The 21,052-nt window shown below is 59.7% G+C and carries 23 protein-coding genes; 14 read left to right on the top strand and 9 right to left on the bottom strand.

All coding sequences use genetic code 11. The annotated features are described in order from the left end of the window. Positions 1-45: 45 nt before the first annotated feature. The 10 genes from BUA94_RS11540 (at position 46) to BUA94_RS11495 (ending at position 10,073) form a co-directional block, all read left to right on the top strand. Complete coding sequence (locus tag BUA94_RS11540; RefSeq protein ID WP_073013189.1) at positions 46-1,365, top strand: methyl-accepting chemotaxis protein; 1,320 nt, start codon at positions 46-48, stop codon at positions 1,363-1,365. 394 nt (positions 1,366-1,759) lie between these two features. Further along, positions 1,760-2,191, top strand: coding sequence for a hypothetical protein (locus BUA94_RS11535; RefSeq protein ID WP_139251096.1), 432 nt, complete (start codon positions 1,760-1,762; stop codon positions 2,189-2,191). Next, positions 2,184-4,022, top strand: coding sequence for an ABC transporter ATP-binding protein (locus BUA94_RS11530; protein ID WP_073013185.1), 1,839 nt, complete (start codon positions 2,184-2,186; stop codon positions 4,020-4,022). The genes BUA94_RS11535 and BUA94_RS11530 overlap by 8 nt, the downstream gene beginning before the upstream one ends. Before the next feature lie 326 nt (positions 4,023-4,348). Further along, on the top strand, positions 4,349-4,909 hold the full coding sequence (petA, locus tag BUA94_RS11525) for a ubiquinol-cytochrome c reductase iron-sulfur subunit (RefSeq protein ID WP_073013182.1): 561 nt from the start codon (positions 4,349-4,351) through the stop codon (positions 4,907-4,909). Between the two features lie 24 nt (positions 4,910-4,933). Next, positions 4,934-6,199: a cytochrome b gene (locus BUA94_RS11520; protein WP_073013180.1), complete on the top strand. Its 1,266-nt coding sequence runs from the start codon at positions 4,934-4,936 to the stop codon at positions 6,197-6,199. A 27-nt stretch (positions 6,200-6,226) separates the two neighbouring features. After that, a complete protein-coding gene (locus BUA94_RS11515) occupies positions 6,227-7,069 on the top strand; it encodes a cytochrome c1 (protein ID WP_073013178.1) in 843 nt (280 codons plus the stop codon). Positions 7,070-7,222: 153 nt separating this feature from the next. Beyond that, entirely contained in the window at positions 7,223-8,098 is an 876-nt protein-coding gene (locus tag BUA94_RS11510) for an S-methyl-5'-thioadenosine phosphorylase (protein ID WP_073013176.1), read from the top strand. Positions 8,099-8,154: 56 nt separating this feature from the next. Then, entirely contained in the window at positions 8,155-8,703 is a 549-nt protein-coding gene (locus BUA94_RS11505; RefSeq protein ID WP_073013174.1) for an adenine phosphoribosyltransferase, read from the top strand. Between the two features lie 2 nt (positions 8,704-8,705). Beyond that, entirely contained in the window at positions 8,706-9,362 is a 657-nt protein-coding gene (gene bluB, locus BUA94_RS11500) for a 5,6-dimethylbenzimidazole synthase (RefSeq protein ID WP_073013172.1), read from the top strand. 231 nt (positions 9,363-9,593) lie between these two features. After that, on the top strand, positions 9,594-10,073 hold the full coding sequence (locus BUA94_RS11495; RefSeq protein WP_073013843.1) for a GNAT family N-acetyltransferase: 480 nt from the start codon (positions 9,594-9,596) through the stop codon (positions 10,071-10,073). 45 nt (positions 10,074-10,118) lie between these two features. Here BUA94_RS11495 and BUA94_RS11490 read toward each other — a convergent pair whose 3' ends face one another. Next, positions 10,119-10,601, bottom strand: a complete 483-nt coding sequence (locus BUA94_RS11490; RefSeq protein WP_073013170.1) for a MaoC family dehydratase — start codon at positions 10,599-10,601, stop codon at positions 10,119-10,121. Next, positions 10,598-11,071 carry a MaoC family dehydratase gene (locus BUA94_RS11485; RefSeq protein ID WP_073013842.1) on the bottom strand — a complete coding sequence of 158 codons (474 nt, stop codon included), beginning with the start codon at positions 11,069-11,071 and terminating at the stop codon, positions 10,598-10,600. The genes BUA94_RS11490 and BUA94_RS11485 overlap by 4 nt, the downstream gene beginning before the upstream one ends. A gap of 197 nt (positions 11,072-11,268) precedes the next feature. On the opposite strand from BUA94_RS11485, the gene mbfA reads away from it, so the two are divergent. Beyond that, the gene (gene mbfA, locus BUA94_RS11480) at positions 11,269-12,252 is read left to right on the top strand and encodes an iron exporter MbfA (protein ID WP_073013841.1); all 984 of its coding nucleotides are present in this window, start codon (positions 11,269-11,271) and stop codon (positions 12,250-12,252) included. Positions 12,253-12,300: 48 nt separating this feature from the next. Here mbfA and BUA94_RS11475 read toward each other — a convergent pair whose 3' ends face one another. The 5 genes from BUA94_RS11475 to BUA94_RS11455 all read right to left on the bottom strand — a co-directional run bounded on the left by BUA94_RS11475 (position 12,301) and on the right by BUA94_RS11455 (position 17,082). After that, a complete protein-coding gene (locus BUA94_RS11475; RefSeq protein WP_073013167.1) occupies positions 12,301-12,669 on the bottom strand; it encodes a hypothetical protein in 369 nt (122 codons plus the stop codon). A 230-nt stretch (positions 12,670-12,899) separates the two neighbouring features. Continuing rightward, complete coding sequence (locus BUA94_RS11470) at positions 12,900-14,222, bottom strand: TRAP transporter large permease (RefSeq protein ID WP_073013165.1); 1,323 nt, start codon at positions 14,220-14,222, stop codon at positions 12,900-12,902. A 6-nt stretch (positions 14,223-14,228) separates the two neighbouring features. Further along, a complete protein-coding gene (locus BUA94_RS11465; protein WP_073013163.1) occupies positions 14,229-14,732 on the bottom strand; it encodes a TRAP transporter small permease in 504 nt (167 codons plus the stop codon). Next, the gene (locus BUA94_RS11460; protein ID WP_073013161.1) at positions 14,729-15,994 is read right to left on the bottom strand and encodes a flavin-dependent oxidoreductase; all 1,266 of its coding nucleotides are present in this window, start codon (positions 15,992-15,994) and stop codon (positions 14,729-14,731) included. The genes BUA94_RS11465 and BUA94_RS11460 overlap by 4 nt, the downstream gene beginning before the upstream one ends. 47 nt (positions 15,995-16,041) lie before the next feature. Next, the gene (locus BUA94_RS11455; protein WP_139251095.1) at positions 16,042-17,082 is read right to left on the bottom strand and encodes a TRAP transporter substrate-binding protein; all 1,041 of its coding nucleotides are present in this window, start codon (positions 17,080-17,082) and stop codon (positions 16,042-16,044) included. Positions 17,083-17,373: 291 nt separating this feature from the next. Here BUA94_RS11455 and BUA94_RS11445 point away from each other — a divergent pair, with 291 nt between their 5' ends. Both BUA94_RS11445 and BUA94_RS11440 read left to right on the top strand, forming a co-directional pair. Next, positions 17,374-17,811 carry a MarR family winged helix-turn-helix transcriptional regulator gene (locus BUA94_RS11445; RefSeq protein ID WP_073013157.1) on the top strand — a complete coding sequence of 146 codons (438 nt, stop codon included), beginning with the start codon at positions 17,374-17,376 and terminating at the stop codon, positions 17,809-17,811. Between the two features lie 17 nt (positions 17,812-17,828). After that, complete coding sequence (locus tag BUA94_RS11440) at positions 17,829-18,287, top strand: DUF3237 domain-containing protein (RefSeq protein ID WP_073013839.1); 459 nt, start codon at positions 17,829-17,831, stop codon at positions 18,285-18,287. Positions 18,288-18,346: 59 nt separating this feature from the next. On the opposite strand, the gene BUA94_RS11435 is transcribed toward BUA94_RS11440, so the two are convergent. Next, positions 18,347-19,030: a fumarylacetoacetate hydrolase family protein gene (locus tag BUA94_RS11435; RefSeq protein WP_073013155.1), complete on the bottom strand. Its 684-nt coding sequence runs from the start codon at positions 19,028-19,030 to the stop codon at positions 18,347-18,349. Positions 19,031-19,233: 203 nt separating this feature from the next. Here BUA94_RS11435 and BUA94_RS11430 point away from each other — a divergent pair, with 203 nt between their 5' ends. Next, positions 19,234-19,854 (top strand): PilZ domain-containing protein, encoded by a 621-nt coding sequence (locus BUA94_RS11430; RefSeq protein WP_073013153.1) that lies wholly within the window; start codon positions 19,234-19,236, stop codon positions 19,852-19,854. A gap of 74 nt (positions 19,855-19,928) precedes the next feature. Here the strand turns inward: BUA94_RS11430 and ychF are convergent, their stop codons facing one another. Further along, entirely contained in the window at positions 19,929-21,029 is a 1,101-nt protein-coding gene (gene ychF / locus BUA94_RS11425) for a redox-regulated ATPase YchF (protein WP_073013151.1), read from the bottom strand. Positions 21,030-21,052 lie beyond the last annotated feature (23 nt).

Below are 21,052 nucleotides of genomic sequence, written 5' to 3'. Positions count from 1 at the left end.
ATCCCCGGACGCCCGGCATGTCTTGTAGAAGAGTTGGCAAGTAGAATGACGCTTTCAATCCAGGGCCGCTTTGTCACGATGGTCGCAGCGGCCGCTCTCATCATGCTGGGTGGCACTGGTTACGCATTTTATGTTTTCCGAACGGCACTGGTTGCAGAACTTGGTGACACGCAGGCGGCCGCGAATTTCATCGGATCGAACGTCTCCGAACGGATTGATGGTCTGATCCTGGATCAGATGATCCAGATCGCTCTGGTCTGCGCACCGGTCGGCATCGCCTTCCTGGCTCTGGCGGTCACTTTGGCGCTGGGCTTGATCCGGCCTTTGGGCCGCCTGGAAGCCTGCCTCAAGAGCCTGTCCGATGGCGATCTTGATGTTGAGGTGAAGGGAACGGAGCGCCGGGACGAGATCGGCCTGATTGCGCGATCCGTGACCGGATTCCGCACCAAGCTGGCGGAACGGGCCGAAGCGGAAGCTGAGGAAAAGGCAGAACAGCAGCGCCGGATGGATTCAGAACGCGCCGAGCTGATGGAAGATGTCGCTTCCGATTTCGAGCGCACGGTCATTCATGTGGTCGAATCCCTGTCCCGCGCCGCGCGGACTGTTGGCGCAAACTCATCTGAACTGCGCGGGGCGGTTGCCTCGTCTCTTGCGGCCGTGGGCGAAGTGGAAAATGCTAGCCAGGAAGCCGGACAGTCGGTCGATGGTGTGTCTGCCTCCGCCGAAAGCCTGGCTCATTCGATCGAGAGCATTGGACGGGATGTAGATCAGGCAGCGATGATCGCCGGTCAGGCGGTTGCGGAAGCGCAGGCCACCGATGCGGTTGTGGGGCGTTTGTCCGATTCCAGCCGTGCCATCGGCGAGATCGTCGATCTGATCACGCAGATTGCCAGCCAGACCAATCTTCTGGCGCTGAATGCCACCATCGAAGCTGCCCGGGCAGGCGCAGCGGGTGCGGGCTTCGCGGTCGTTGCCAATGAGGTGAAGACCCTGGCAGAGCAGACCACCAAGGCGACAGCGGATATTTCCGCTCAGGTGACCGAAGTGCAGGACGTGGCCATTCAGGCCGAAGAAGCTATCCGGTCAATCGCTTCGACAATTGATCAGATCAGTTCCATCTCCGTTGCTGTGCGTGAGGCGGTCGAGGACCAGACTGCGGCCACCCAGAAGATTGGTGCGAATGCGCGGGTCGCGAATGCCAGTTCCGACCGGGTGGAGAGGAATATCGGCACGCTTGCCGAGGCCATGAATGCCAGCCAGGCGGCGACCCATGAAATGGAACATGCTTCCGAGGAACTGACGGTTCTTTCCAGCTCGCTTCAAGATCAGGTCCGGCAATTCCTCCAGAGCATCCGCGCTGCCTGATCAGGCTCTGCGCTGCTACATCGAGGCTGCGTGATCGCGCAAGGATGCTGTGTTGCATTTTTGCTACATATGCAACTTTGACGTAACCAAATCGACCATTGCTGGTTGAAACCTGCAATGGCTCGTGTACTGTCCACGAACCGCAGCCCTTGCGGTCCGGTCCACCACGAAAAGAGGAGGGTGTATATGTCAAATATGAATCACACGCTCTCCCTGTGCTTTGTGGACGGAATTGCTCGACGCTGATCAGCGCGGCTTTTTTCCCTTTCCCAAACTGATCCATCGCCAGTCGTAAAGCCTGACGCCTGTGATTCCGCAGGGACTGACGGCTGCGCCGCTTTCCATGTGGGCGTTTCGATGGCGTTTCTGAGTTTTCGATTCCTGGAGACGATCCATGTCGGCTCGATATCCCCTGGACCCGTTCGCACTTCCCGAACGGCCAGATATTCCTATTTCTCTTGACCGGGCCGATGGCGTGGCGCCGGTCACTGCGATGGTGCTGTTGAAGAGAGGGCTCACTGTCATTCTGATCACAATCGGATTGGCTACAGCAGTCTTCATGCCGGCCTTGCTGTTCGATGTTTCTCGTGTGGAGACCATTGTTCTTGCAGGGCAATCCATGACGTTGCCGGCCTATTCGGCGCGGGTCATCGACATGTATCTCGGCGCACTTGTGGTCGCCGTCGCTGTTGTCAGCTTCGTTCTTTGCGCAATGATCTGCGCGAGCGAGCATACTGAATGGAGCCGTCCTGACAGGGGCGCTGCGCGCAGGCGCAGCCGCCGTGTTGCGGGGCGGCATGGAATGATTGAGGTTCTCGATGTTTAAGCGTTTTGAGAAGCTGATCGACCCCTTTGAAAACACGGCACTCGAGATGCCGCCAAAGGGGTTCCTCGCTTTTTGCTGGTACTACACCAAACCGGTCTGGCCGATCCTTGCGGGGATCGCGGGTCTCGGGGCAATCGTTGCCCTGTGTGAGGTGGTGATCTTCACCTACCTCGGTGATCTGGTGAACTGGCTGGAATCCGAGAGCAGGGAGACCTTCTTCCAGGACAATTGGCCTGCCCTTCTGGGGATGAGTCTTGTCCTTCTCGTGCTCCGGCCTCTGCTTGAAGCCGCCTGGCAGCTCCTGTTCCACCAGGGGCTGGTCGGCACCTATCCGATGTCGGTGCGCTGGCGGGTTCACCGCTATCTGCTCCGGCAGAGCGTTTCCTTCTATCAGAATGACTTTGCTGGCCGGATCGCCAACAAGCTGATGCAGACTGCTCTGGGCGTGCGCGAGGTCGTGACCAAGGTCGCGGATATTCTCGTCTATGTGGCGGTCTACTTCACTGCGGCGGTGTTCGTCGTCAGCAAGGCCAATATTGCCCTGGCGGCACCGTTCCTGATCTGGTTCGCCGCCTATGTGGTGGTGCTGCGCTATTTCATTCCGAAGCTTCGGGATGTGTCCAAGGTGCAGGCGGACGCAAGGTCGGTCATGACCGGCCATGTGGTGGACGCCTACACCAACATTGCGACCGTGAAGCTCTTCTCCCATGCCTCGCGTGAGGAGGAGTACGGGCGCCAGTCCATGTCGAACTTCCTGGGTACCGTGTTCAAGCAGATGCGCTTGATCACGTTGCTCAACATCGCCCTGACGACCATGAACATGATGCTTCTGTTCGGGGTTGGCGCACTGTCCATCTCGCTTTGGCAGGCCGATACGGTCACCACGGGGGACATTGCGATTGCCATCGCACTGGTGCTCCGCCTCCAGGGCATGGCTCATTGGGTGATGTGGGAGCTTGCCGGGCTCTTTGAAAACGTCGGTACGGTTCAGGACGGCATCACCACGATCTCGCGCGAGCGGGATGTGGAAGACCAGCCTTCCGCCGGCATTCTTTCCGTTCCCCGGGGTGAAATCCGTTTTGAAGGCGTCAACTTCCACTATGGCAAGAAGGGCGGCGTAATCCAGGAAATGGATCTGACCATCCGTCCGGGTGAGAAGATCGGTCTCATTGGCCGCTCGGGTGCGGGCAAGTCCACACTCGTCAATCTGCTTCTGCGTTTCTATGACGTAGAAAAGGGGACAGTGCGGATCGACGGGCAGGATATCTCTGCCGTCCTGCAGGATGAACTGCGGGCCAACATAGGCGTGGTCACCCAGGATACGTCCCTTTTGCATCGCTCGATCCTGGAGAATGTCTCCTATGGGCGGCCGGATGCGACCCGTGCGGAAGTGGAAGAGGCTCTGCGCAAGGCTCATGCCTATGAGTTCGTGCAGACCCTCTCCGACCAGGCGGGCCGGACAGGACTTGATGCCCATGTGGGCGAACGAGGGGTCAAACTCTCGGGTGGCCAGCGTCAGCGGATTGCGATTGCCCGTGTTCTTCTGAAGGACGCACCTATCCTGATCCTGGACGAGGCGACGTCTGCGCTCGACTCGGAAGTGGAACTGGCCATTCAGGACAGTCTCTTCGATCTGATGGAGGGCAAGACCGTGATCGCCATCGCTCACCGCCTGTCGACGATTGCGGCCATGGACCGGCTGATCGTCATGGACAAGGGCCGAATCATAGAAGAAGGCACACATGAGACCCTTCTTCAGCGCAACGGTCTTTATGCCCAGCTGTGGGCTCATCAGTCCGGCGGGTTCCTGGAAACCGCCCAATCGGCGTGATCTGGCCGCTTCAGCAACCGGAAAGTTCCGGCGCCGCGCATCTTTTGGTGCGCGGCGTCTTGCGCTTCATGCTCAAAAAAGGGCAGAAAAAAGGACGCGGCGCACATTTGTATGCGACATTTGCGCTTTGAACCGTTTGTCGATCTGGACAACAGTTTGGAACGGTGCAAAAAGACAAGCCGCTTGGGCCGGTGCGGGATCTTGCCGCATCCGGTCACTGTTGAGACCCGCTATGATCTGCCTATCCTGAAAGCATCTGCTGAAGGGCAGGCGAGCTCATTGCGGGCTTTCGGTACAGGTTGAACAGGTTTCGAGAGGACGCGACCTTGGCACATTCGGATACGGCGGAACCTACTCGCCGCGATTTCCTCTATATAGCGACCGGCGCCATGGGCGCTGTGGGCGCAGGCGCGCTGGCATGGCCGTTCATCGATCAGATGAACCCGGATGCCTCCGCATTGGCTCTGGCTTCAATTGAGGTCGACGTGACGTCTGTTCAAGAGGGACAGTCGGTTACGGTTAAGTGGCGCGGCAAGCCGGTATTCATCCGGAACCGCACCGCGAAGGAAGTTGAAGAGGCAAACAGCGTTCCGGTCGGCGATCTGCCCGATCAGCTGGCCCGCAACTCCAATCTCCCGGACACCGCAGAGGCGACTGACGCCAACCGCTCGGCCGAAGGCAAGGAAGCCTGGCTCGTCATGGTTGGTATCTGTACCCACCTTGGCTGCGTGCCGCTCGGTCAGCAGGGCGACTACGATGGCTGGTTCTGCCCGTGCCACGGCTCGCACTACGATACGGCCGGACGTATCCGCAAGGGACCGGCTCCGCAGAATTTGCTCATTCCGCCGTATGAGTTCGTGTCTGACACGAAGGTCAAGATCGGCTAACGGCAGGGATTTGAGGAGACAGCCATGGCTGGACATTCTAATTACGTACCGCAGAGCGCTGCCGCAAAGTGGCTTGAGAGCCGCCTGCCGGTCATTTCGCTCGTGCGTGGTTCTTTCGTCGACTTTCCGACCCCGAAGAACCTGAACTACTGGTGGACCTTCGGTGGCATTCTGGCAATCATGCTTGTTGCCCAGATCATCACCGGCATCGTGCTCGTGATGCACTACACCCCGAGCACCGGCGCAGCGTTCAACAGTGTTGAACACATCATGCGCGACGTGAACTTCGGCTGGATGCTGCGCTATCTGCACGCAAACGGCGCCTCGATGTTCTTCATCGCCGTATACATCCATATTTTCCGCGGTCTCTACTACGGATCCTACAAGGCACCCCGTGAAATCTCCTGGATTCTCGGCGTCGTGATCTTCCTGATCATGATGGGCACCGCTTTCATGGGTTACGTTCTGCCGTGGGGCCAGATGTCCTTCTGGGGCGCAACGGTTATCACGAACCTGTTCTCGGCAATCCCGCTGGTTGGTGAAGCAATCCGCACCTGGCTGTGGGGTGGTTTCGCGGTCGACAACCCGACCCTGAACCGCTTCTTCTCGCTGCACTACCTGCTGCCGTTCATGATCGCCGGCGTTGTGATCCTGCACGTCTGGGCCTTCCACACCACGGGCAACAACAACCCGACGGGCGTGCAGCCGAAGACCAAGCAGGACACCGTTCCGTTCCACCCCTACTACACGATCAAGGATCTGTTCGCGATTGTCGTGTTCATGATCTTGTTCGCCTGGTTCGCATTCTACGTGCCGAACTACATGGGGCACCCGGACAACTACATCGAAGCGAACCCGCTGGTGACCCCGGCGCACATCGTTCCGGAATGGTACTTCCTGCCGTTCTACGCGATCCTGCGTGCGATCCCGGACAAGCTGGGCGGCGTTCTGGCCATGTTCGGCGCCATCGCGGTCCTGTTCGTCCTGCCGTGGCTGGACACGTCCAAGGTCCGTTCCGGCACCTACCGGCCGCTGTTCAAGCAGTTCTTCTGGATCTTCGCGGTTAATGCGGTTGCCCTGGGCTACCTCGGCGCGATGCCGGCTGAAGGCACCTATGTCATTCTGTCGCGTATCTGCACCGCCTATTACTTCGCGCATTTCCTGATCATCCTGCCGCTGCTCGGTTTCCTCGAAAAGCCGAAGCCGCTTCCGGCATCGATCTCGGAAGCCGTGCTCAAGGGTGGTTCCGCTTCGCCTGCTGGTGCGGTTTCTGCACCGGAAACCAAGTGACACGGACTGGATCAGGAGTTTTATGAGATGAGCACCATGATCAAGATGGTTCGTGCCCTGACTGCAGCTGCGGCAATCGCAGTTGCAGCACCGGCCCTGGCTGCTGGCGAAGCCCCGCACATCCCGCGGGAGCAGTGGTCCTTCGCCGGTCCCTTCGGCACCTACGACCAGGCTCAGCTGCAGCGCGGCTTCAAGGTTTACCGTGAAGTCTGCTCCGCGTGTCACAGCCTGAAGCAGGTTTCCTTCCGGAACCTGGCCGAAGACGGTGGCCTCGGCTACACCGAAGAACAGGCAAAGACGATCGCGGCTGATTACACCGTGACCGACGGCCCGAACGATGACGGCGACATGTTCGACCGTCCGGCCATCCTGGCCGACAAGTTCCCGTCGCCGTTCCCGAACGAGCAGGCCGCTCGTGCCTCCAACGGCGGTGCCTATCCGCCGGACTTCTCCCTGCTGGCCAAGGCTCGCGCAGCGCACCGCGGTTTCCCGTGGTTTGTCTTCGATGCTTTCACCCAGTATCAGGAACAGGGCCCGGACTACATCCATGCCCTGCTGACCAGCTATGAAGAAGAAGTGCCGGAAGGCGTGACCATTCCGGAAGGCAAGCACTACAACCCTGCTTTCCTTGCTGGCAATGCAATCGGCATGGCTCAGCCGATCACCGACGAAGCTGTCGAATACACCGATGGCACGCCGATGACGGTTGATCAGTACGCTCGCGACGTTGCAGCCTTCATGATGTGGGCAGCTGAGCCGCACCTCGAAGAACGCAAGAAGATCGGCTTCCGGGTCATCATCTTCCTGATCGTCTTCGCTGGCATGCTGTACTTCACCAAGCAGAAGCTGTGGCGGAACGTCGAGCATTGATCGCTCGGGCAATCAGCCGAAAATAACGAGAAGGCCGTGGGTAGATCCCGCGGCCTTTTTTCTTGGGGTTCCGGCTGGTCATTTCTCGCCTGCCGGAATTGACAGGGCCTCGCGAAGCGGGGCTAACTCCATTGGCATCAATGGGGAGCAGATATGACAAGATCGGTTTTGGGAATTGTCGGCGGTTCCGGCATCTATGACCTGCCGGGTCTGGAAGACGCGCAATGGGTCACGGTTTCAAGCCCCTGGGGCGCCCCCTCCGATCAGGTTCGCATCGGCACGATCGACGGCCTCAAGGTCGTGTTTCTGCCCCGTCATGGGCGCGGCCATGTCTATGCACCTTCCGATATCAACTACCGCGCCAACATCGATGTGCTGAAGCGTTGTGGCGTTACCGATCTCGTGTCCGTCTCGGCCTGCGGCTCACTCAAGGAAGAGCTGGCGCCAGGAACCTTCGTTCTGGTTGACCAGTTCATCGATCGCACGATTGCCCGGGAAAAGAGCTTCTTCGGCAAGGGCTGTGTTGCCCATGTCTCCATGGCCTTTCCGGTCAGCCCCAAGCTGGTCGACAGCATCGAGAAGGCCGCCCGCGCAGAAGACCTGACCTATCGCCGGGGCGGCACCTATCTGGCCATGGAGGGCCCGCAGTTCTCGTCCCTGGCGGAAAGCCATATGTACCGGGCCTGGGGATGCGACGTGATCGGTATGACCAACATGCCAGAAGCAAAACTCGCCCGTGAGGCGGAGATCTGCTACGCGAGCGTTGCCATGATCACGGACTATGACAGCTGGCATCCAGACCATGGCGCGGTAGACATTCAGACGATCATCAAGGTGCTGCACGAGAACGCAGGCAATGCCCAGCGGCTGGTTGGCCGCCTGGCGCGGGATCTGCCGCGTGAGCATGAAGCCTGCCCCCATGGGTCGGACACCGCACTGGAATACGCCATCATGACGGCCCCGGACAAACGCGATCCGGAACTGTTGGCGAAACTGGACGCGGTAGCAGGGCGCGTTCTGAACGCATGACAACGTTCTGGCACTCACCGCCGGAGCCCGATTTTGACGGATTGAAAGAGAAGAAAATGACTGAGACAACAGTCCAGGAAGAACTGATGGCGGCCATCCGGACCATTCCGGACTATCCGAAGGAAGGCATCATCTTCCGCGACATCACCACGCTGCTTGGCAATGCCCGTGCGTTCCGCCGTGCGGTTGATGCTCTGGTTCAGCCCTGGGCGGGATCCAAGGTGGATCAGATCGCCGGCATCGAGGCACGCGGGTTCATCCTTGGTGGCGCAGTCGCCCATCAGCTTTCTGCGGGTTTCGTGCCGATCCGCAAGAAGGGCAAGCTGCCGCATGAAACCGTCCGCATCGCCTATTCTCTGGAGTACGGCATCGACGAAATGGAGATGCACAAGGACGCCATCACACCGGGCGACAAGGTCATTGTCGTCGACGACCTGATCGCCACCGGTGGCACGGCGGAAGCTGCCTGCAAGCTCTTGCAGTCCATGGGTGCCGACATCGTGGCAGCCTGCTTTATCGTTGATCTGCCGGACCTCGGCGGACGGTCCAAGCTGGAAGCTCTCGGCGTGCCGGTTCGCACACTCGTCTCCTTCCCGGGGCATTGATCATGAGCGGGCCGCGCGCCGGGGATGCGCCGGTCTTCCGGGATGCCTTTTGTGAGGACTTCGAGACCCTCGTCAGGTGGCGGCGCGACGTGCGCCGCTTCCGTTCCGATCCGCTTCCGGATGGCGTGCTGAGCGATCTGCTCGAGATTGCTGATCTCGCCCCCTCTGTCGGCAACAGCCAGCCCTGGCGTCTCGTACTCGTCGAGGATGCGGCAAGGCGCGGTGAAATCGTCCGGCAATTCGAGGGCGAGAATGCCGCCGCGCTTGCCCAGTACCGGGGAGACCGGGCAGACACCTATGCGTCCTTGAAGCTGGCAGGTCTGAGAGAGGCACCGGTGCATCTGGCCGTCTTCTGCGACAATGACCCGGAGCAGGGCCATGGCCTTGGCCGCTCGACCATGCCGGAAACCCTGGCCTATTCGGTGGTGGGCATGATCCAGACCCTGTGGCTTGCGGCAAGGGCGCGCGGTGTCGGGCTCGGCTGGGTGTCGATCCTCGATCCCAAGGCCATTGCCGGCCTGCTGGATGTTCCGCAGGACTGGGCATTTATCGGATACCTCTGCCTTGGCTATCCGGAAGAAGAGCATGAGGATCCGGAGCTGGAGCGGGCGGGCTGGCAAGCGCGCACGAAGCTTTCCGAGCGTCTCCTGCGCCGTTAACAGAAGCTTAAGCGCGGACAGGAAACCTCCGCAGGAGAATTTCTTCTTTTGTAAGCGCCCTCTGGCTGACTATGCTTGCGGCGGCTTGTCCGATGCTGGAACCGGTGGATCTTTGCCAGTCCAGTGTTGTGATCGGTGCGCCTTTTGTGCGTTTCTGTGATTGCTGAAGAGGAGCAGGCGGCCGCGAAGGCTGCAGGCTGCTTCACGCATCAAGGGGAAAGTGGAGGCTTCATGAGTGTAGAGATCCGTCCGACATCCGATGAGGATCGCATCACAGTCCGCAAGCTCTTGACCGATCGGTGGGCCGGACCGGAGATGCTGCTGGATGGCGAGATGATCGATGCCTCGGCCTTGCCCGGGTACATTGCTTATTCGGGGGCAGATGTTGCGGGCCTGGTCACGGTCATCAAGCGCGCAGAGGAGTGGGAAATCCTGACACTCGATTCCTTGAGCCGCTGGAAAGGGACCGGGACGCTGCTGCTCGACGCCCTGGTGGAGGAAGCGCGGGGCGCGGGCATCAACCGCATGACCGTGCGCACATCCAACGACAATCTGGATGCTTTCCGCTTCTATCAGCGGCGTGGCTTCCGCCTGGAGCGCATTGCCCAGGGCGTCATCGACAGGGAGCGCAGCAAGAAGCCGGAAATCCCGACCCGCGGCGATTACGGCATTCCGATCCATGACGAGGTGCTGTTTGCCCGCAGCCTTTGAGGCTGCAGGCAAACCAAGGCGTTGCTGACCAGGCTCGCGGAGGTCTCACTCCGCAGGGCGCCGCTCCAGAAACACACTGCTCTTGAAGAAGAACACGGCTTCGCCATTCTGGTTGGTGCCGTGGTTTTCCGCATGAACAATGCCCCATTGCGGGCGGCTGCGGCTCTCGGTCTTGCCGGTGATGATGCTCTTGTAGCTGATCGTGTCTCCGGCAAAGACAGGCCGGATCCAGCGCAGGTCCTCAAAGCCGGGAGAGGGGCCGCGCTTGGCGACAGGCAAGCCTTCGCTCTCAGCCTTGGCCTCATGGGCATGAACGGTCCGCATCAGTGCGCCCATATAAGCAGAGGCGGTGTGCCAGCCAGATGCGCAGAGGCGGCCGAAATGCATGGCCTGCGCGCCTTCCTCGCTGAGGTGGAAGGGCTGCGGGTCGAATTCTTCTGCAAAGGCAATGATCTCTTCGGCCGTGAAGAGATGGGAGCCCAGGGGAAGTTCAAAGCCGATTTCCGTGTCTTCGAAATAGCCGATCATTGACCGTCCTGTGCCTCCATTGCCGCCTTTTTCTTGAACAGGATCGGGATCACCTGATGCATCACCTTGGTGCCGTCTGCCTTGGCTGCCGTCAGCTCGAATGTGACGATGCCCAGATCAGGCTTGGTCAGCAGGGTGCGCTTGTCCAGAACCGTTGCGGCGGCATGAAGCGTGTCGCCGGGGTAGACCGGTGCAAGCCATTTCATCGATTTCACGCCGGGGCTGCCCTGACAGCTGGACCGGATCAGAAGCTGGTCGACCAGAAGCCGCATGACCATCGACGCCGTGTGCCAGCCAGACGCGGATAGTCCGCCCAGAATCGAGGCCTTGCCGGCTTCTGCGTCGAGATGAAAGGGTTGAGGATCGAAGGCTGCGGCAAAGCTGAGAACCCGTTCCTTCTCCACATGTGTGGATCCGAGATCGAAACTCAGCCCGGGCAGGCAGTCCTCGTAGAAAATGCTGATGCTCATGGCGGGGAGAATAATGCAGAGACTCACGGCGTGCGACAGGAAAAAGTTGGATGCAAGGTAAGCGCTGTTCCTGTTGCCGGTCGCCATTTCTTGAGGATGGTTTCAGGTGCGCTTCATTGTCCGTGGTGGCTTTTCCGGATTGCCAGTCATGACCAATCCGTCCTAGCTAGATTCATCAGATACGTTTGGATGTTCCCATGCTCAGCCGCTTCTTCAGTTTTGGCCGCCGCGATTTTTCCTCTCTTTCGGAGCAGGAGATCCTGGCTTTGGCGATCTCTTCGGAAGAAGAGGACGGACGGATCTACAAAGCCTATGCGGATGGTTTGCGGGAGCAGTATCCCCAGTCTGCCAAGGTCTTTGACGACATGGCAGAGGAGGAGCACGAGCACCGCCGCCGCTTGATCGAGATGCATCAGCAGCGGTTTGGCGAACAGATCCCGCTGATCTGGCGGTCTCATATTCGTGGCTACTACGAGCGCAAGCCCGACTGGCTGGTCCGTCCGCTGGGACTGGACAAGGTCCGGCCCATGGCAGAGCAGATGGAGGCGCAAGCCTATCGCTTCTATCTGGAAGCTGCCAAGCGCACGAGTGATGCCTCCACCCGCAAGCTTCTCGGGGATCTGGCCGAGGCGGAAAAGGGGCACGAGACCCTTGCCCGCCGGCTGGGCATCGAGCACACGCCTGAGGCCGTTCAGGACGATGAGCGCCATGAGGAGCGCCGCCAGTTCATCCTGACCTATGTTCAGCCGGGTCTGGCCGGTCTCATGGATGGGTCGGTGTCGACGCTCGCGCCGATTTTTGCCGCCGCCTTCGCGACGCAGGACACCTGGCAGACGTTTCTGGTCGGCTTGTCCGCGTCTGTTGGTGCCGGCATCTCCATGGGCTTCACGGAGGCCGCTCACGATGACGGGGTGCTGTCAGGCCGTGGTTCACCGCTGAAGCGTGGTCTGGCCTCCGGCATCATGACAGCCATTGGCGGTCTGGGGCATGCGCTGCCCTATCTCATTCCGGAGTTCTGGACAGCGACCAGTGTCGCGGCGGCCGTCGTCTTCGTGGAACTGTGGGCGATTGCCTGGATCCAGAACAAATACATGGACACGCCCTTCCTTCGGGCTGCCTTCCAGGTGGTTCTCGGCGGGGCCTTGGTGTTTGCCGCAGGCGTGTTTATCGGCAACGCCTGAAGATGAACCCCGGCTGAGCTTCATTGTGGCTGCAGCCGGGGCAACTGATCAGTCGAAATAGATTTCGTTGTCGTCCAGATAGACGTTGCTGGCTTCGCAGATGTCGATGTCGATCGGATCATCGAGAACTTCGCCGCCATCGGTTCCGAGCCAGCCGATGCGCAGGGTCTGCTCGCAGTTCTGGTTGCCCTCGTGGAATTCTGCCTGGGCATCCTCACCCGGGGCGAGGCGGCGGGACAGCCAGTTGGTGCTCCAGCCTTCACCGTCATTTGTGTAGAAGCCGACGACCGTATTGTTGTCGGTGTTATTGTAGATCTGGAAATAGCCTTCGTAGCCAGTGCCGGCAGCCTGGGCTGTTGCACAGCTTGCCGCCGCCGCGAGCAGCATTGCTCCTGCAGCCTTGAAATAGGAATTCATTTTAGAATTAGATCTCCCCCGCTCCGGAACAAAACTGCCCGGACATGCGGCAGATCTATCTATTCTTGGAATTGAGAAGTAATCAATCGGAATCTTGAAAAGAGGAGGTGAAGGCCTCTGCAGGTTGATTTCCGAATATTTCCATTCCGCTGAAGTTGTGTTTGGGAGGGTGGTCCCGCTTTCAGGGGAAGGTGTCCCGGCGAGGAGGCATCCCCTCGCCGGGCGCAGGATCAATAGAGCAGCCAGACGGCTCCCAGAGTAATGCCCGGGAAGAGCGTCAGAATGATCACCCGCAACATGTCTGCCGCAACGAAGGGGACGACCCCCTTGAAGGTCTCGCCAATGGTCACCTGCGGTGCCAGGGCATTGATGATGAAGAGGTTCATCCCCACGGGAGGCGTGATCAGGCCGACCTCGACGACAATCAGGACCAGGATGCCGAACCAGAGGCCGAAATCCTCGACGCCCATGCCGAAGTCCAGACCACTCATCACGGGGAAGAAAATCGGCACCGTCAGCAGAACCATGGAGAGACTGTCCATCACGCAGCCGAAGACGAGATAGAGCAGCAGAACGATTGTCAGGACCAGCCAGGGGCTGTAGCCCTGAGTGGTGACGAAGGTCGACAGTTCCTGCGGCAACTGGGTTGCTGCCAGGAAGGAATTGTAGAGGCCCGCGCCGAGCACGATGATGAAGATCATGCCGGTGGAATTGGCCGTCGACAGGATCGCCTTGACCAGGGCGGAGCCGGTCAGTGTCCGGTTGGCGATGGCGACCAGTGCCGTGCCTGCGGCTCCAATGGCAGCGGCTTCGGTCGGTGTGAAGATGCCGGTGTATATACCCCCGATGACGGCGGTGAAGATCGCGATCACTGGCCAGACGCTCAGCAAAACCTTGAACCGCTCGCCATAGGGCACACGCTCTCTTGCCTGTCCCCCGTCGCCGGTGATGCGGGTATAGACATAGATCGCAAGCATGTAGGAAGCTGCAGCCAGGAGGCCGGGAATGAACGCGGCCGTAAACAGCTTGGCGATGTTCTGCTCGGTCAGGATGGCATAGATCACCAGAATGACCGACGGCGGGATCAGGATGCCAAGGGTGCCGCCAGCTGCCAGCGTTGCTGTGGCAAGGCCACCGGAATAGCCGTATTTGCGCAGTTCCGGCAGGGCGACCTGGCCCATGGTGGCGGCAGTTGCCAGAGATGAGCCGCAGATCGCCCCAAAGCCCGCGCAGGCCGCAATGGCCGACATGGCGACGCCGCCACGCTTGTGGCCGAGCCAGGCTTCAGACGCCTTGAACAGGCTGGAGGACAGGCCGCCAATGGTGGCAAACTGGCCCATGAGCAGGAATAGCGGAATGATCGACAGCGAATAGCTGGAGAATGTGCCGTAAGTCAGATGCTTGAGCTGGGCAAACGTCATCAGCGTCGTGCCGTTCATCAGATAGCTGCCGCCAACGCCAACGGCGAACATGGCAACCCCGATGGGGATCCGGAGAAAGATCAGCAACAGCAGTACGGGGAATGACCAGAGGCCAATTTCCAGACGGGTCATCAGGGGTCACTCCACGGCGCGTTTCAGGCTGCAGCCAAGCTGATAGACGCTGACGATGGTCAGCACGACAGCTCCGAACATGCAGGCGGCATAGGCCTGCCAGACTTGCAACTGAAGAATGAAGGTCGTTTCGAAATAGGACTTCTTGTCCAGCATGCCGAGCCAGAGGCGCCAGGCGATCAGCGCAGCCATCAGCAGGAACAGAAGGTCGCAGATGACATCGATCCACTTGTTGGTCCGGGCGCTGAAGCGGCCGGTCAGCAGCTCGACCGTGGCATGTCCACGCTGCAAATGGCACCAGGGCAGGGAGCAGAAGACAGCAAAGCCGATGCCGATTTCCACCAGTTCGAAGTCGCCTTCGATCGGGCCCAGTCCGAATTGGGACAGGGCACGGCCGGTGACACTGGCGCAGGTCATCAGCACGATGGCGATCAGAACCGCGCCGCCCGCCAAGGCCGTGCCGCTGGCCAAAGCCTTGATGAAGCGCCCGGGAAGACTTGTTGCAATCATGAGCGTGCCCCTTCGGGAATGAGAGACGGCTGGCTGTTCAAGGCGTCGATGGCAAAGCCTGCAATCGCCTTGTATTTGTGGGCATGGGCCGTCAGCTCCTCCTGGGAGATGACGTCATTGACGTGGTTGAACGATCCGCCGCAACGGTCCTCCACCACCTGAAGCACGGCATCGGGGCCGGCGCCCCGGTTCGTCAGGACGATCTTGGCTGTCGCGGGCCGCATCTCGGCTTCGTAGGCCTGCAAGGCGTCTTCGCTTGCACCGTGTTCCAGGAAGGCTGCTCCGAGCTTGCGCGCATCGACAATGGCCTGGCTCGCACCATTGGAGCCGACCGGGTAGGCGGCATGGGCTGCATCTCCCATCAGGCTGACCTTGCCAACGGTCCACTGGCCGATCGGATCCCGGTCGACCATCGGATATTCATAGACCCGGTCTGCTCCGGCCACGAGGGCGGGGAAGTCGAGCCAGTCATAGGTCCAGCCTTCGAACTTCGGCATGAAGTCGTTGATGTCGGCGACCCGGTTCCAGTCTTCCTTGTTCCAGCCCGCACCCGGATCATAGGTCAGTTCGGCAATCCAGTTGATGACGGCAAGGCCCGTTTCCGGATCCGGCTTTGATATGGGATAGGCGACGATGCGCTGGGTCTTGTGCCCGATCATCACCATGGTTGCGCCCGTGCGGAATGGCTTGGCCAGCGCGGTCCCGCGCCAGAGAACTGCGCCGCCCCATTTGGGAGCGCCTTCACCCGGTGCGATCTGAGCCCGGATTGCAGAATGGATGCCGTCAGCTCCGATCAGAAGACTGCCCGTGACGGAGCTGGCTTCACCGGTTGCGGAGCGCAGATGCAGCGTCACACCGTCGGCGGTGTTTTCAAATCCAGTGGCGCGCTGCCCCGTGACGATGCAATCCGGACCAGCCCGTTCGATCAGCGTCTTGTAGAGCAGCATCTGCAGATGACCGCGATGGACGGAATATTGCGGCCAGCTGTAGCCTGCCCACTTTCCCCGCGGTTCTGTCCAGATTTCAAGGCCCTTCTTGGAGAAGAGGCCGAATTCCTGGGTCTGGACGCCGATGCCGGACAGGCCGTCTTCCAGACCAAGTTCAAAAAGCTCCCGCACGGCATTTGGCTGCAGGTTGATGCCCACCCCAAGCGGGCGGATCTCGCTGACAGTTTCGTAAATCCGGAAAGGGAGACCGATCTGATGACAGGTCAGACCAAGGGCAAGCCCGGCGATGCCACCGCCAGCGATTAATACGGTCATAGCGTGCTGCGGGCCGCATTCGCGGCCCGCTCCTGTCTGTCTGGACGTTACTGGGTCTGGTACTTGTCGATCAGGGCATTGGCCTTCTCGATGACTGCATTGCCGTCGATACCGCGTTCCTTGACGCTTGCAACCCAGTGGTCGATCACCGGCTTGGATGCTTCCTTCCAGCGGGCAACTTCAGCTTCATCAAGCGTGATGATGTTGTTGCCGGCCTTCTCGGCGATTGCCCGGCCCGGCGCATCGCCGTCGAGCATCTCCTTGGCAGCCATCGTGCTGAGCTTCATCCCGGATTCAGCATCGATGATCGCACGCAGATCATCCGGAAGGCTGTTGTAGCGGTCCTTGTTCATGGTCATGACGATGGTCGCCGTGTAGAGCGCTTCGTCACCCGAGAACTCGGTGTGGTTCTTCACCAGTTCGGCAAGTTTGATCGACGGGGTCACTTCCCACGGGATAACCGTGCCTTCGATCACTCCCTTGGACAGGGACTCGGGAATTGCCGGGAGCGGCATGCCAACCGGCACGGCGCCCACTTCCTTCAGAAGGTCGTTGATGACGCGGGTCGGGCCGCGCACCTTCTTGCCGGCCATGTCTTCCAGCTTGTTGACCGGGGCTGCGGAATGAATGACGCCAGGGCCGTGAACCCATGCGCCAAGGACTTTCACGTCCTTGTATTCCTCATTCTGCAGTTCCGTTTCGGTGTATTCCCAGAACGCCTTGGACGTGGCGATGGAGCCACGCATCATGAAGGGCAGTTCGAAGACTTCCGTCTTGAGGAAGCGGCCCGGCGTGTAACCGGTCACCGTCATGATGATGTCGACGACACCGTCACGTGCCTGATCGTAAAGCTCCGGCGGGCGCCCTCCCAGCGCCATTGCGTCGTAATGCTCTACCTTGATACGGCCGTTCGAGGCCTTTTCGACATTCTCTGCCCAAGGCTTGAGAATTTTGGCGGGAACAACGGCAACTGACGGCAGGAACTGGTGCAGCCGGAGCGTCACCTCCTGTGCCAGAGAAGCCGTGGTGGCCAGCGTGAGTGCTGCAGCACCCAGCGCGAGATTCCTTGCAATAGTCAAAGGCCGCATTCTATCCTCCCTTGCGTCCTAAACTGCTTTTTCTGATACTTGATATTGTTTATCTTGTAAACGTTCTCTCTGTCCGGCATAGACCAATGGCTCATTGAGGAAACGTCAGGCTGGTTGCGGCTGGTGCCGGAGGTCCGGTCGTTGGTGTTTCCTGACGCAGCGAGAACAAGGGTGAACTGGCCTTGCCTTTGCTGCAAGGCCTTGTTGCCTGCTTGAGTTGCTGGAAATCAAAACCGTGTCCCAGCCGCGGAAAAGAACGAAATCTGGAAACGCCGAGGCTTCTCTCGTCTTATGCCCAACGTGAACTACGGACAGCTCAATGACCTTCTGGGTCATCTTCTGCGCTACGCGGTCAATCGAGGCCACGGAGCGTTTCAGGAGGTCTTTGATCAGGACGAAGTGACCCCGCTGCAATTCATGATCGCCGAATTGATCAATGAGAATCGGGGCATCACCCACTCCGAGATCTGCAAGGCCATGCAGACCTCCGCTTCTGTCGTCACCACGACCTTGAAGCCGCTGCTTGCCGATGGCCGCGTCCGGCGCAGGGACGTGAATGGCGACGCGCGCAAGCTTGCCTATGAGCTCTCGCCCTCCGGCGAGGATTGGTATGCCGGCATCAAGCCGAAGATCGCCTTGAGCGAAGCCCGTCTGGCGGAAGCCTTGACCGATGATGAGCGGACCGCCCTGATCGGCATGCTGAAACGCCTGGCAGGGGTGGAAACATGAACGGAGAAGGGCCGCGGATGCTCGAGCCGAAGCTGAGATATTTCTGTACGCTGACTGTTGAGCTGGCCCCCATTCAGGAGATGGGGCAGGGCATGGCGGGGAAACGCAGGATCATTCCGATCATTGGTGGGACCATTGAAGGACCGGAAATTCGGGGCAAGATCCTGAATGTTGGCGCCGACTGGCAGACCATCTTTGCCGATGGCGTTGCCGAGCTGGATACGCGCTATGCCTTCGAGACGGACGATGGCGCGGTGATCGAAATCCGGAATTTCGGCTATCGCCATGGACCGGCGGATGTGATGGCTGCTGTGGGGCGCGGCGAGGACGTGGACCCGGCGAACTATTACATGCGCACGCAGGCGAGACTGGAAACCGGCGACCCGCGGTATGACTGGGTCAACCGGATGGTGTTCGTCGGTGCAGGCGGGCGCCGGAAATCTTCGGTCGTTGTCGACCTGTTCGTGGTTGAATAATCAGACCACGATATTCAAAGCGCGCATCCGGTCTGAACTCCGGTGCGCGCTTTTGCATTTTAACGGACGGTGACGATAAGGGGCTCGAAGCCGTCGATGGTCGCTTCCATCACATCATCTGGAACCACTGCGCCGACACCGGCGGGGGTGCCTGTCAGAATAACGTCGCCAGCGGCAAGTTCGATGAACCTGGACAGATGTGCGATCATCTCCGGGATCTTCCAGATCATCTGGTTGAGGTCGCCGGTCTGACGTTCCTCGCCATTGACCACGAGCCGGATCGTGCCCTGATGCGGGTGGCCGATGGAGCTTGCCGGAACAAGGGCTCCGACAGGAGCCGACTTCTCGAAAGCTTTCGCGATATCCCAGGGGCGGCCCTGCTTCTTGGCTTCCGCCTGCAAGTCGCGGCGCGTCATGTCGAGCGACACCGCATAGCCGTAGACATGGGCAAGAGCATCTTCTTCGGAAATGTTGACGCCGCCGGATTTCAGAGCGACAGCCAGTTCCACCTCGTGATGCACATCAGACGTTTCGGTCGGATAGGGGAACGTGCCTGTACTGTCCAGATTGTCCGGGTTCTTCTGGAAGAAGAAGGGCGGTTCCCTGTCAGGATCATGGCCCATCTCGACGGCATGGGCCGCATAGTTCCGGCCGATGCAATAGACCCGGCGGACAGGAAACCGGTCATCACTGCCCTTGATGGGCAAACTGGGGCGGGCGGGTTCGGGAATGACGAAGGACATGGGAGCTCCTGGAATGTCAGGCGGCCGGGAAAGGCTCCGGCTTGCTGCGCCGAGAAATGTCCTTCTGCAACAAGGCTGTCAAGGAAAACAGACGATCAACGAGGGCGTGAGATATTTCTGGAGATAGCTTTTGATTGTAAAGAAGTCTTCATACTCGCGTCTCTAGATTTCATTCATTGATATTAGATGATTGCGAGCGTGTGATGAACGTGCAGACCGCTTCGGACGGTGATGCGTCAGACCAGAATGCCCTTCCTGTTACCGTCATTGATCTTGAGAGCCTGAATTGCATTCAGGCGCTGGCGGTCAATTTCAGCGACTGGGGATGCAAGCTCATGGGACCCGAACTGGGGGTCCTCAACAAGAATATCGGTATCCGCCTTGAGGGGGACGACGGTTTCCTGAGGGGCAAGATCACCGGCAAGAAGTCGGATTATGCAACAGTTGTCTTCGATCCGGATGAAAACAGCAATCGCGACAAGCGCCGGGAGACCCGGCATCCGGTAACGGTCGAAGCCGTTCTGACCGATCTGTCCCGGAAGCACAGCTTTCCCTGCACCATCACCAATGCGAGCCGCAGCGGCTGCCGCGTTGATGGCGAGGGGTTGATGGACCTGCCTTCTGAAGTTCTGCTGTGCGTGAAAAGCTTCGGCGCGCCCGTTGTCGGCCAGGTGATGTGGAAGAACGCCACATGTGCCGGCATGGTTCTTAACTGGAACAGTATGCGCAAGGCCAAGACCACGGAAGCCATCAAGAAGACCGCCGCTCAGAAGAAGGCGGAAGAGCATGCCGAAACGATCCGTCTTCAGATTGCCCGGCTTTGAGGTTCATGGCCTTAAATGAAATCAGCCGGGGCATGCCCGGCTGATCCTGATCTTGTCGTGACGGCGGGACGCGGTCAGGTGTTGAACTTGAACAGCAGAATGTCGCCGTCCTTCACCACATATTCCTTGCCTTCGTCACGAGCCTTGCCGGCTTCCTTGGCAGCGGTTTCACCGCCCAGGCTGACATAGTCGTTATAGGCAATCGTCTGTGCACGGATGAAGCCGCGTTCGAAATCCGAGTGGATCACGCCGGCAGCACCCGGAGCCTTGGTGCCAGAGGTGATGGTCCAGGCACGGGTTTCCTTCGGGCCTGCCGTGAAATAGGTGATCAGGCCGAGAAGGTCGTAGCCTGCGCGGATCAGGCGGTCGAGACCCGGTTCTTCCAGTCCAATGGTTTCCAGGAACTCGGCCTGTTCTTCCTTGTCGAGCTGGGAGATCTCGGCTTCGATGGCTGCTGAAATCACGACGGACCCTGCGCCCTGTTCCTTGGCCATGGCAGCAACCTTTTCAGACAGGCTGTTGCCGGTGCCGGCAGAGGCTTCTTCCACGTTGCAGACGTAGAGAACCGGCTTGGAGGTCAGAAGGTTCAATCCTTCAAGGATCTTGCGCTCCTCGAGATCGTCCAGCTTGAGATTGCGCACCGGCTTGCCGTCCTGCAGCAAGGCAAGAGCAGCTTCCATGATCGGCAGAACGGCCTTGGAATCCTTGTCGCCACCGGTAGCCTTCTTCTTCAGCGGCGGAATGCGGCGCTCAAGGCTTTCCATGTCGGAGACCATGAGTTCGGTTTCCACGGTCTCGGCATCGGCGATCGGGTCGATCTTGCCTTCGACGTGGGTGATGTCATCGTCCTCGAAGCAGCGCAGCACGTGCACGATGGCATCAACTTCGCGGATGTTGGCGAGGAACTGGTTGCCGAGGCCTTCGCCCTTGGAGGCTCCGCGCACGAGGCCGGCGATGTCCACGAAGGTGATGCGGGTCGGGATGATTTCCTTGGACCCGGCAATCTTGCGGACGGCTTCCATGCGCGGATCCGGAACCGCCACTTCGCCGGTGTTCGGCTCAATGGTGCAGAACGGATAGTTCGCGGCCTGAGCGGCTGCGGTCTTGGTGAGCGCGTTAAAGAGCGTGGACTTGCCGACATTGGGCAGCCCGACGATGCCGCACTGGAAACCCATGGGTGATCGCTTTCATTCGAATG

The sequence above is a fragment of the Roseibium suaedae genome (assembly GCF_900142725.1).
In the GTDB taxonomy this organism is placed as follows: domain Bacteria; phylum Pseudomonadota; class Alphaproteobacteria; order Rhizobiales; family Stappiaceae; genus Roseibium; species Roseibium suaedae.
This window is presented reverse-complemented; position numbering and strand designations above follow the sequence as displayed.

Bases quoted from the DNA above. Each gene is read 5' to 3' on its own strand.
- BUA94_RS11475 (WP_073013167.1), bottom strand. From the start codon at position 12,669: ATGAATTCCTATTTCAAGGCTGCAGGAGCAATGCTGCTCGCGGCGGCG.
- BUA94_RS11540 (WP_073013189.1), top strand. From the start codon at position 46: ATGACGCTTTCAATCCAGGGCCGCTTTGTCACGATGGTCGCAGCGGCC.
- BUA94_RS11520 (WP_073013180.1), top strand. From the start codon at position 4,934: ATGGCTGGACATTCTAATTACGTACCGCAGAGCGCTGCCGCAAAGTGG.
- BUA94_RS11460 (WP_073013161.1), bottom strand. From the start codon at position 15,994: ATGACCGTATTAATCGCTGGCGGTGGCATCGCCGGGCTTGCCCTTGGT.
- BUA94_RS11510 (WP_073013176.1), top strand. From the start codon at position 7,223: ATGACAAGATCGGTTTTGGGAATTGTCGGCGGTTCCGGCATCTATGAC.
- BUA94_RS11445 (WP_073013157.1), top strand. From the start codon at position 17,374: ATGCCCAACGTGAACTACGGACAGCTCAATGACCTTCTGGGTCATCTT.
- BUA94_RS11530 (WP_073013185.1), top strand. From the start codon at position 2,184: ATGTTTAAGCGTTTTGAGAAGCTGATCGACCCCTTTGAAAACACGGCA.
- BUA94_RS11465 (WP_073013163.1), bottom strand. From the start codon at position 14,732: ATGATTGCAACAAGTCTTCCCGGGCGCTTCATCAAGGCTTTGGCCAGC.
- BUA94_RS11515 (WP_073013178.1), top strand. From the start codon at position 6,227: ATGAGCACCATGATCAAGATGGTTCGTGCCCTGACTGCAGCTGCGGCA.
- mbfA (WP_073013841.1), top strand. From the start codon at position 11,269: ATGCTCAGCCGCTTCTTCAGTTTTGGCCGCCGCGATTTTTCCTCTCTT.
- BUA94_RS11435 (WP_073013155.1), bottom strand. From the start codon at position 19,030: ATGTCCTTCGTCATTCCCGAACCCGCCCGCCCCAGTTTGCCCATCAAG.
- BUA94_RS11470 (WP_073013165.1), bottom strand. From the start codon at position 14,222: ATGACCCGTCTGGAAATTGGCCTCTGGTCATTCCCCGTACTGCTGTTG.
- BUA94_RS11455 (WP_139251095.1), bottom strand. From the start codon at position 17,082: ATGCGGCCTTTGACTATTGCAAGGAATCTCGCGCTGGGTGCTGCAGCA.
- BUA94_RS11535 (WP_139251096.1), top strand. From the start codon at position 1,760: ATGTCGGCTCGATATCCCCTGGACCCGTTCGCACTTCCCGAACGGCCA.
- BUA94_RS11440 (WP_073013839.1), top strand. From the start codon at position 17,829: ATGCTCGAGCCGAAGCTGAGATATTTCTGTACGCTGACTGTTGAGCTG.
- BUA94_RS11495 (WP_073013843.1), top strand. From the start codon at position 9,594: ATGAGTGTAGAGATCCGTCCGACATCCGATGAGGATCGCATCACAGTC.
- bluB (WP_073013172.1), top strand. From the start codon at position 8,706: ATGAGCGGGCCGCGCGCCGGGGATGCGCCGGTCTTCCGGGATGCCTTT.
- BUA94_RS11490 (WP_073013170.1), bottom strand. From the start codon at position 10,601: ATGATCGGCTATTTCGAAGACACGGAAATCGGCTTTGAACTTCCCCTG.
- BUA94_RS11505 (WP_073013174.1), top strand. From the start codon at position 8,155: ATGACTGAGACAACAGTCCAGGAAGAACTGATGGCGGCCATCCGGACC.
- BUA94_RS11485 (WP_073013842.1), bottom strand. From the start codon at position 11,071: ATGAGCATCAGCATTTTCTACGAGGACTGCCTGCCCGGGCTGAGTTTC.
- BUA94_RS11430 (WP_073013153.1), top strand. From the start codon at position 19,234: ATGAACGTGCAGACCGCTTCGGACGGTGATGCGTCAGACCAGAATGCC.
- ychF (WP_073013151.1), bottom strand. From the start codon at position 21,029: ATGGGTTTCCAGTGCGGCATCGTCGGGCTGCCCAATGTCGGCAAGTCC.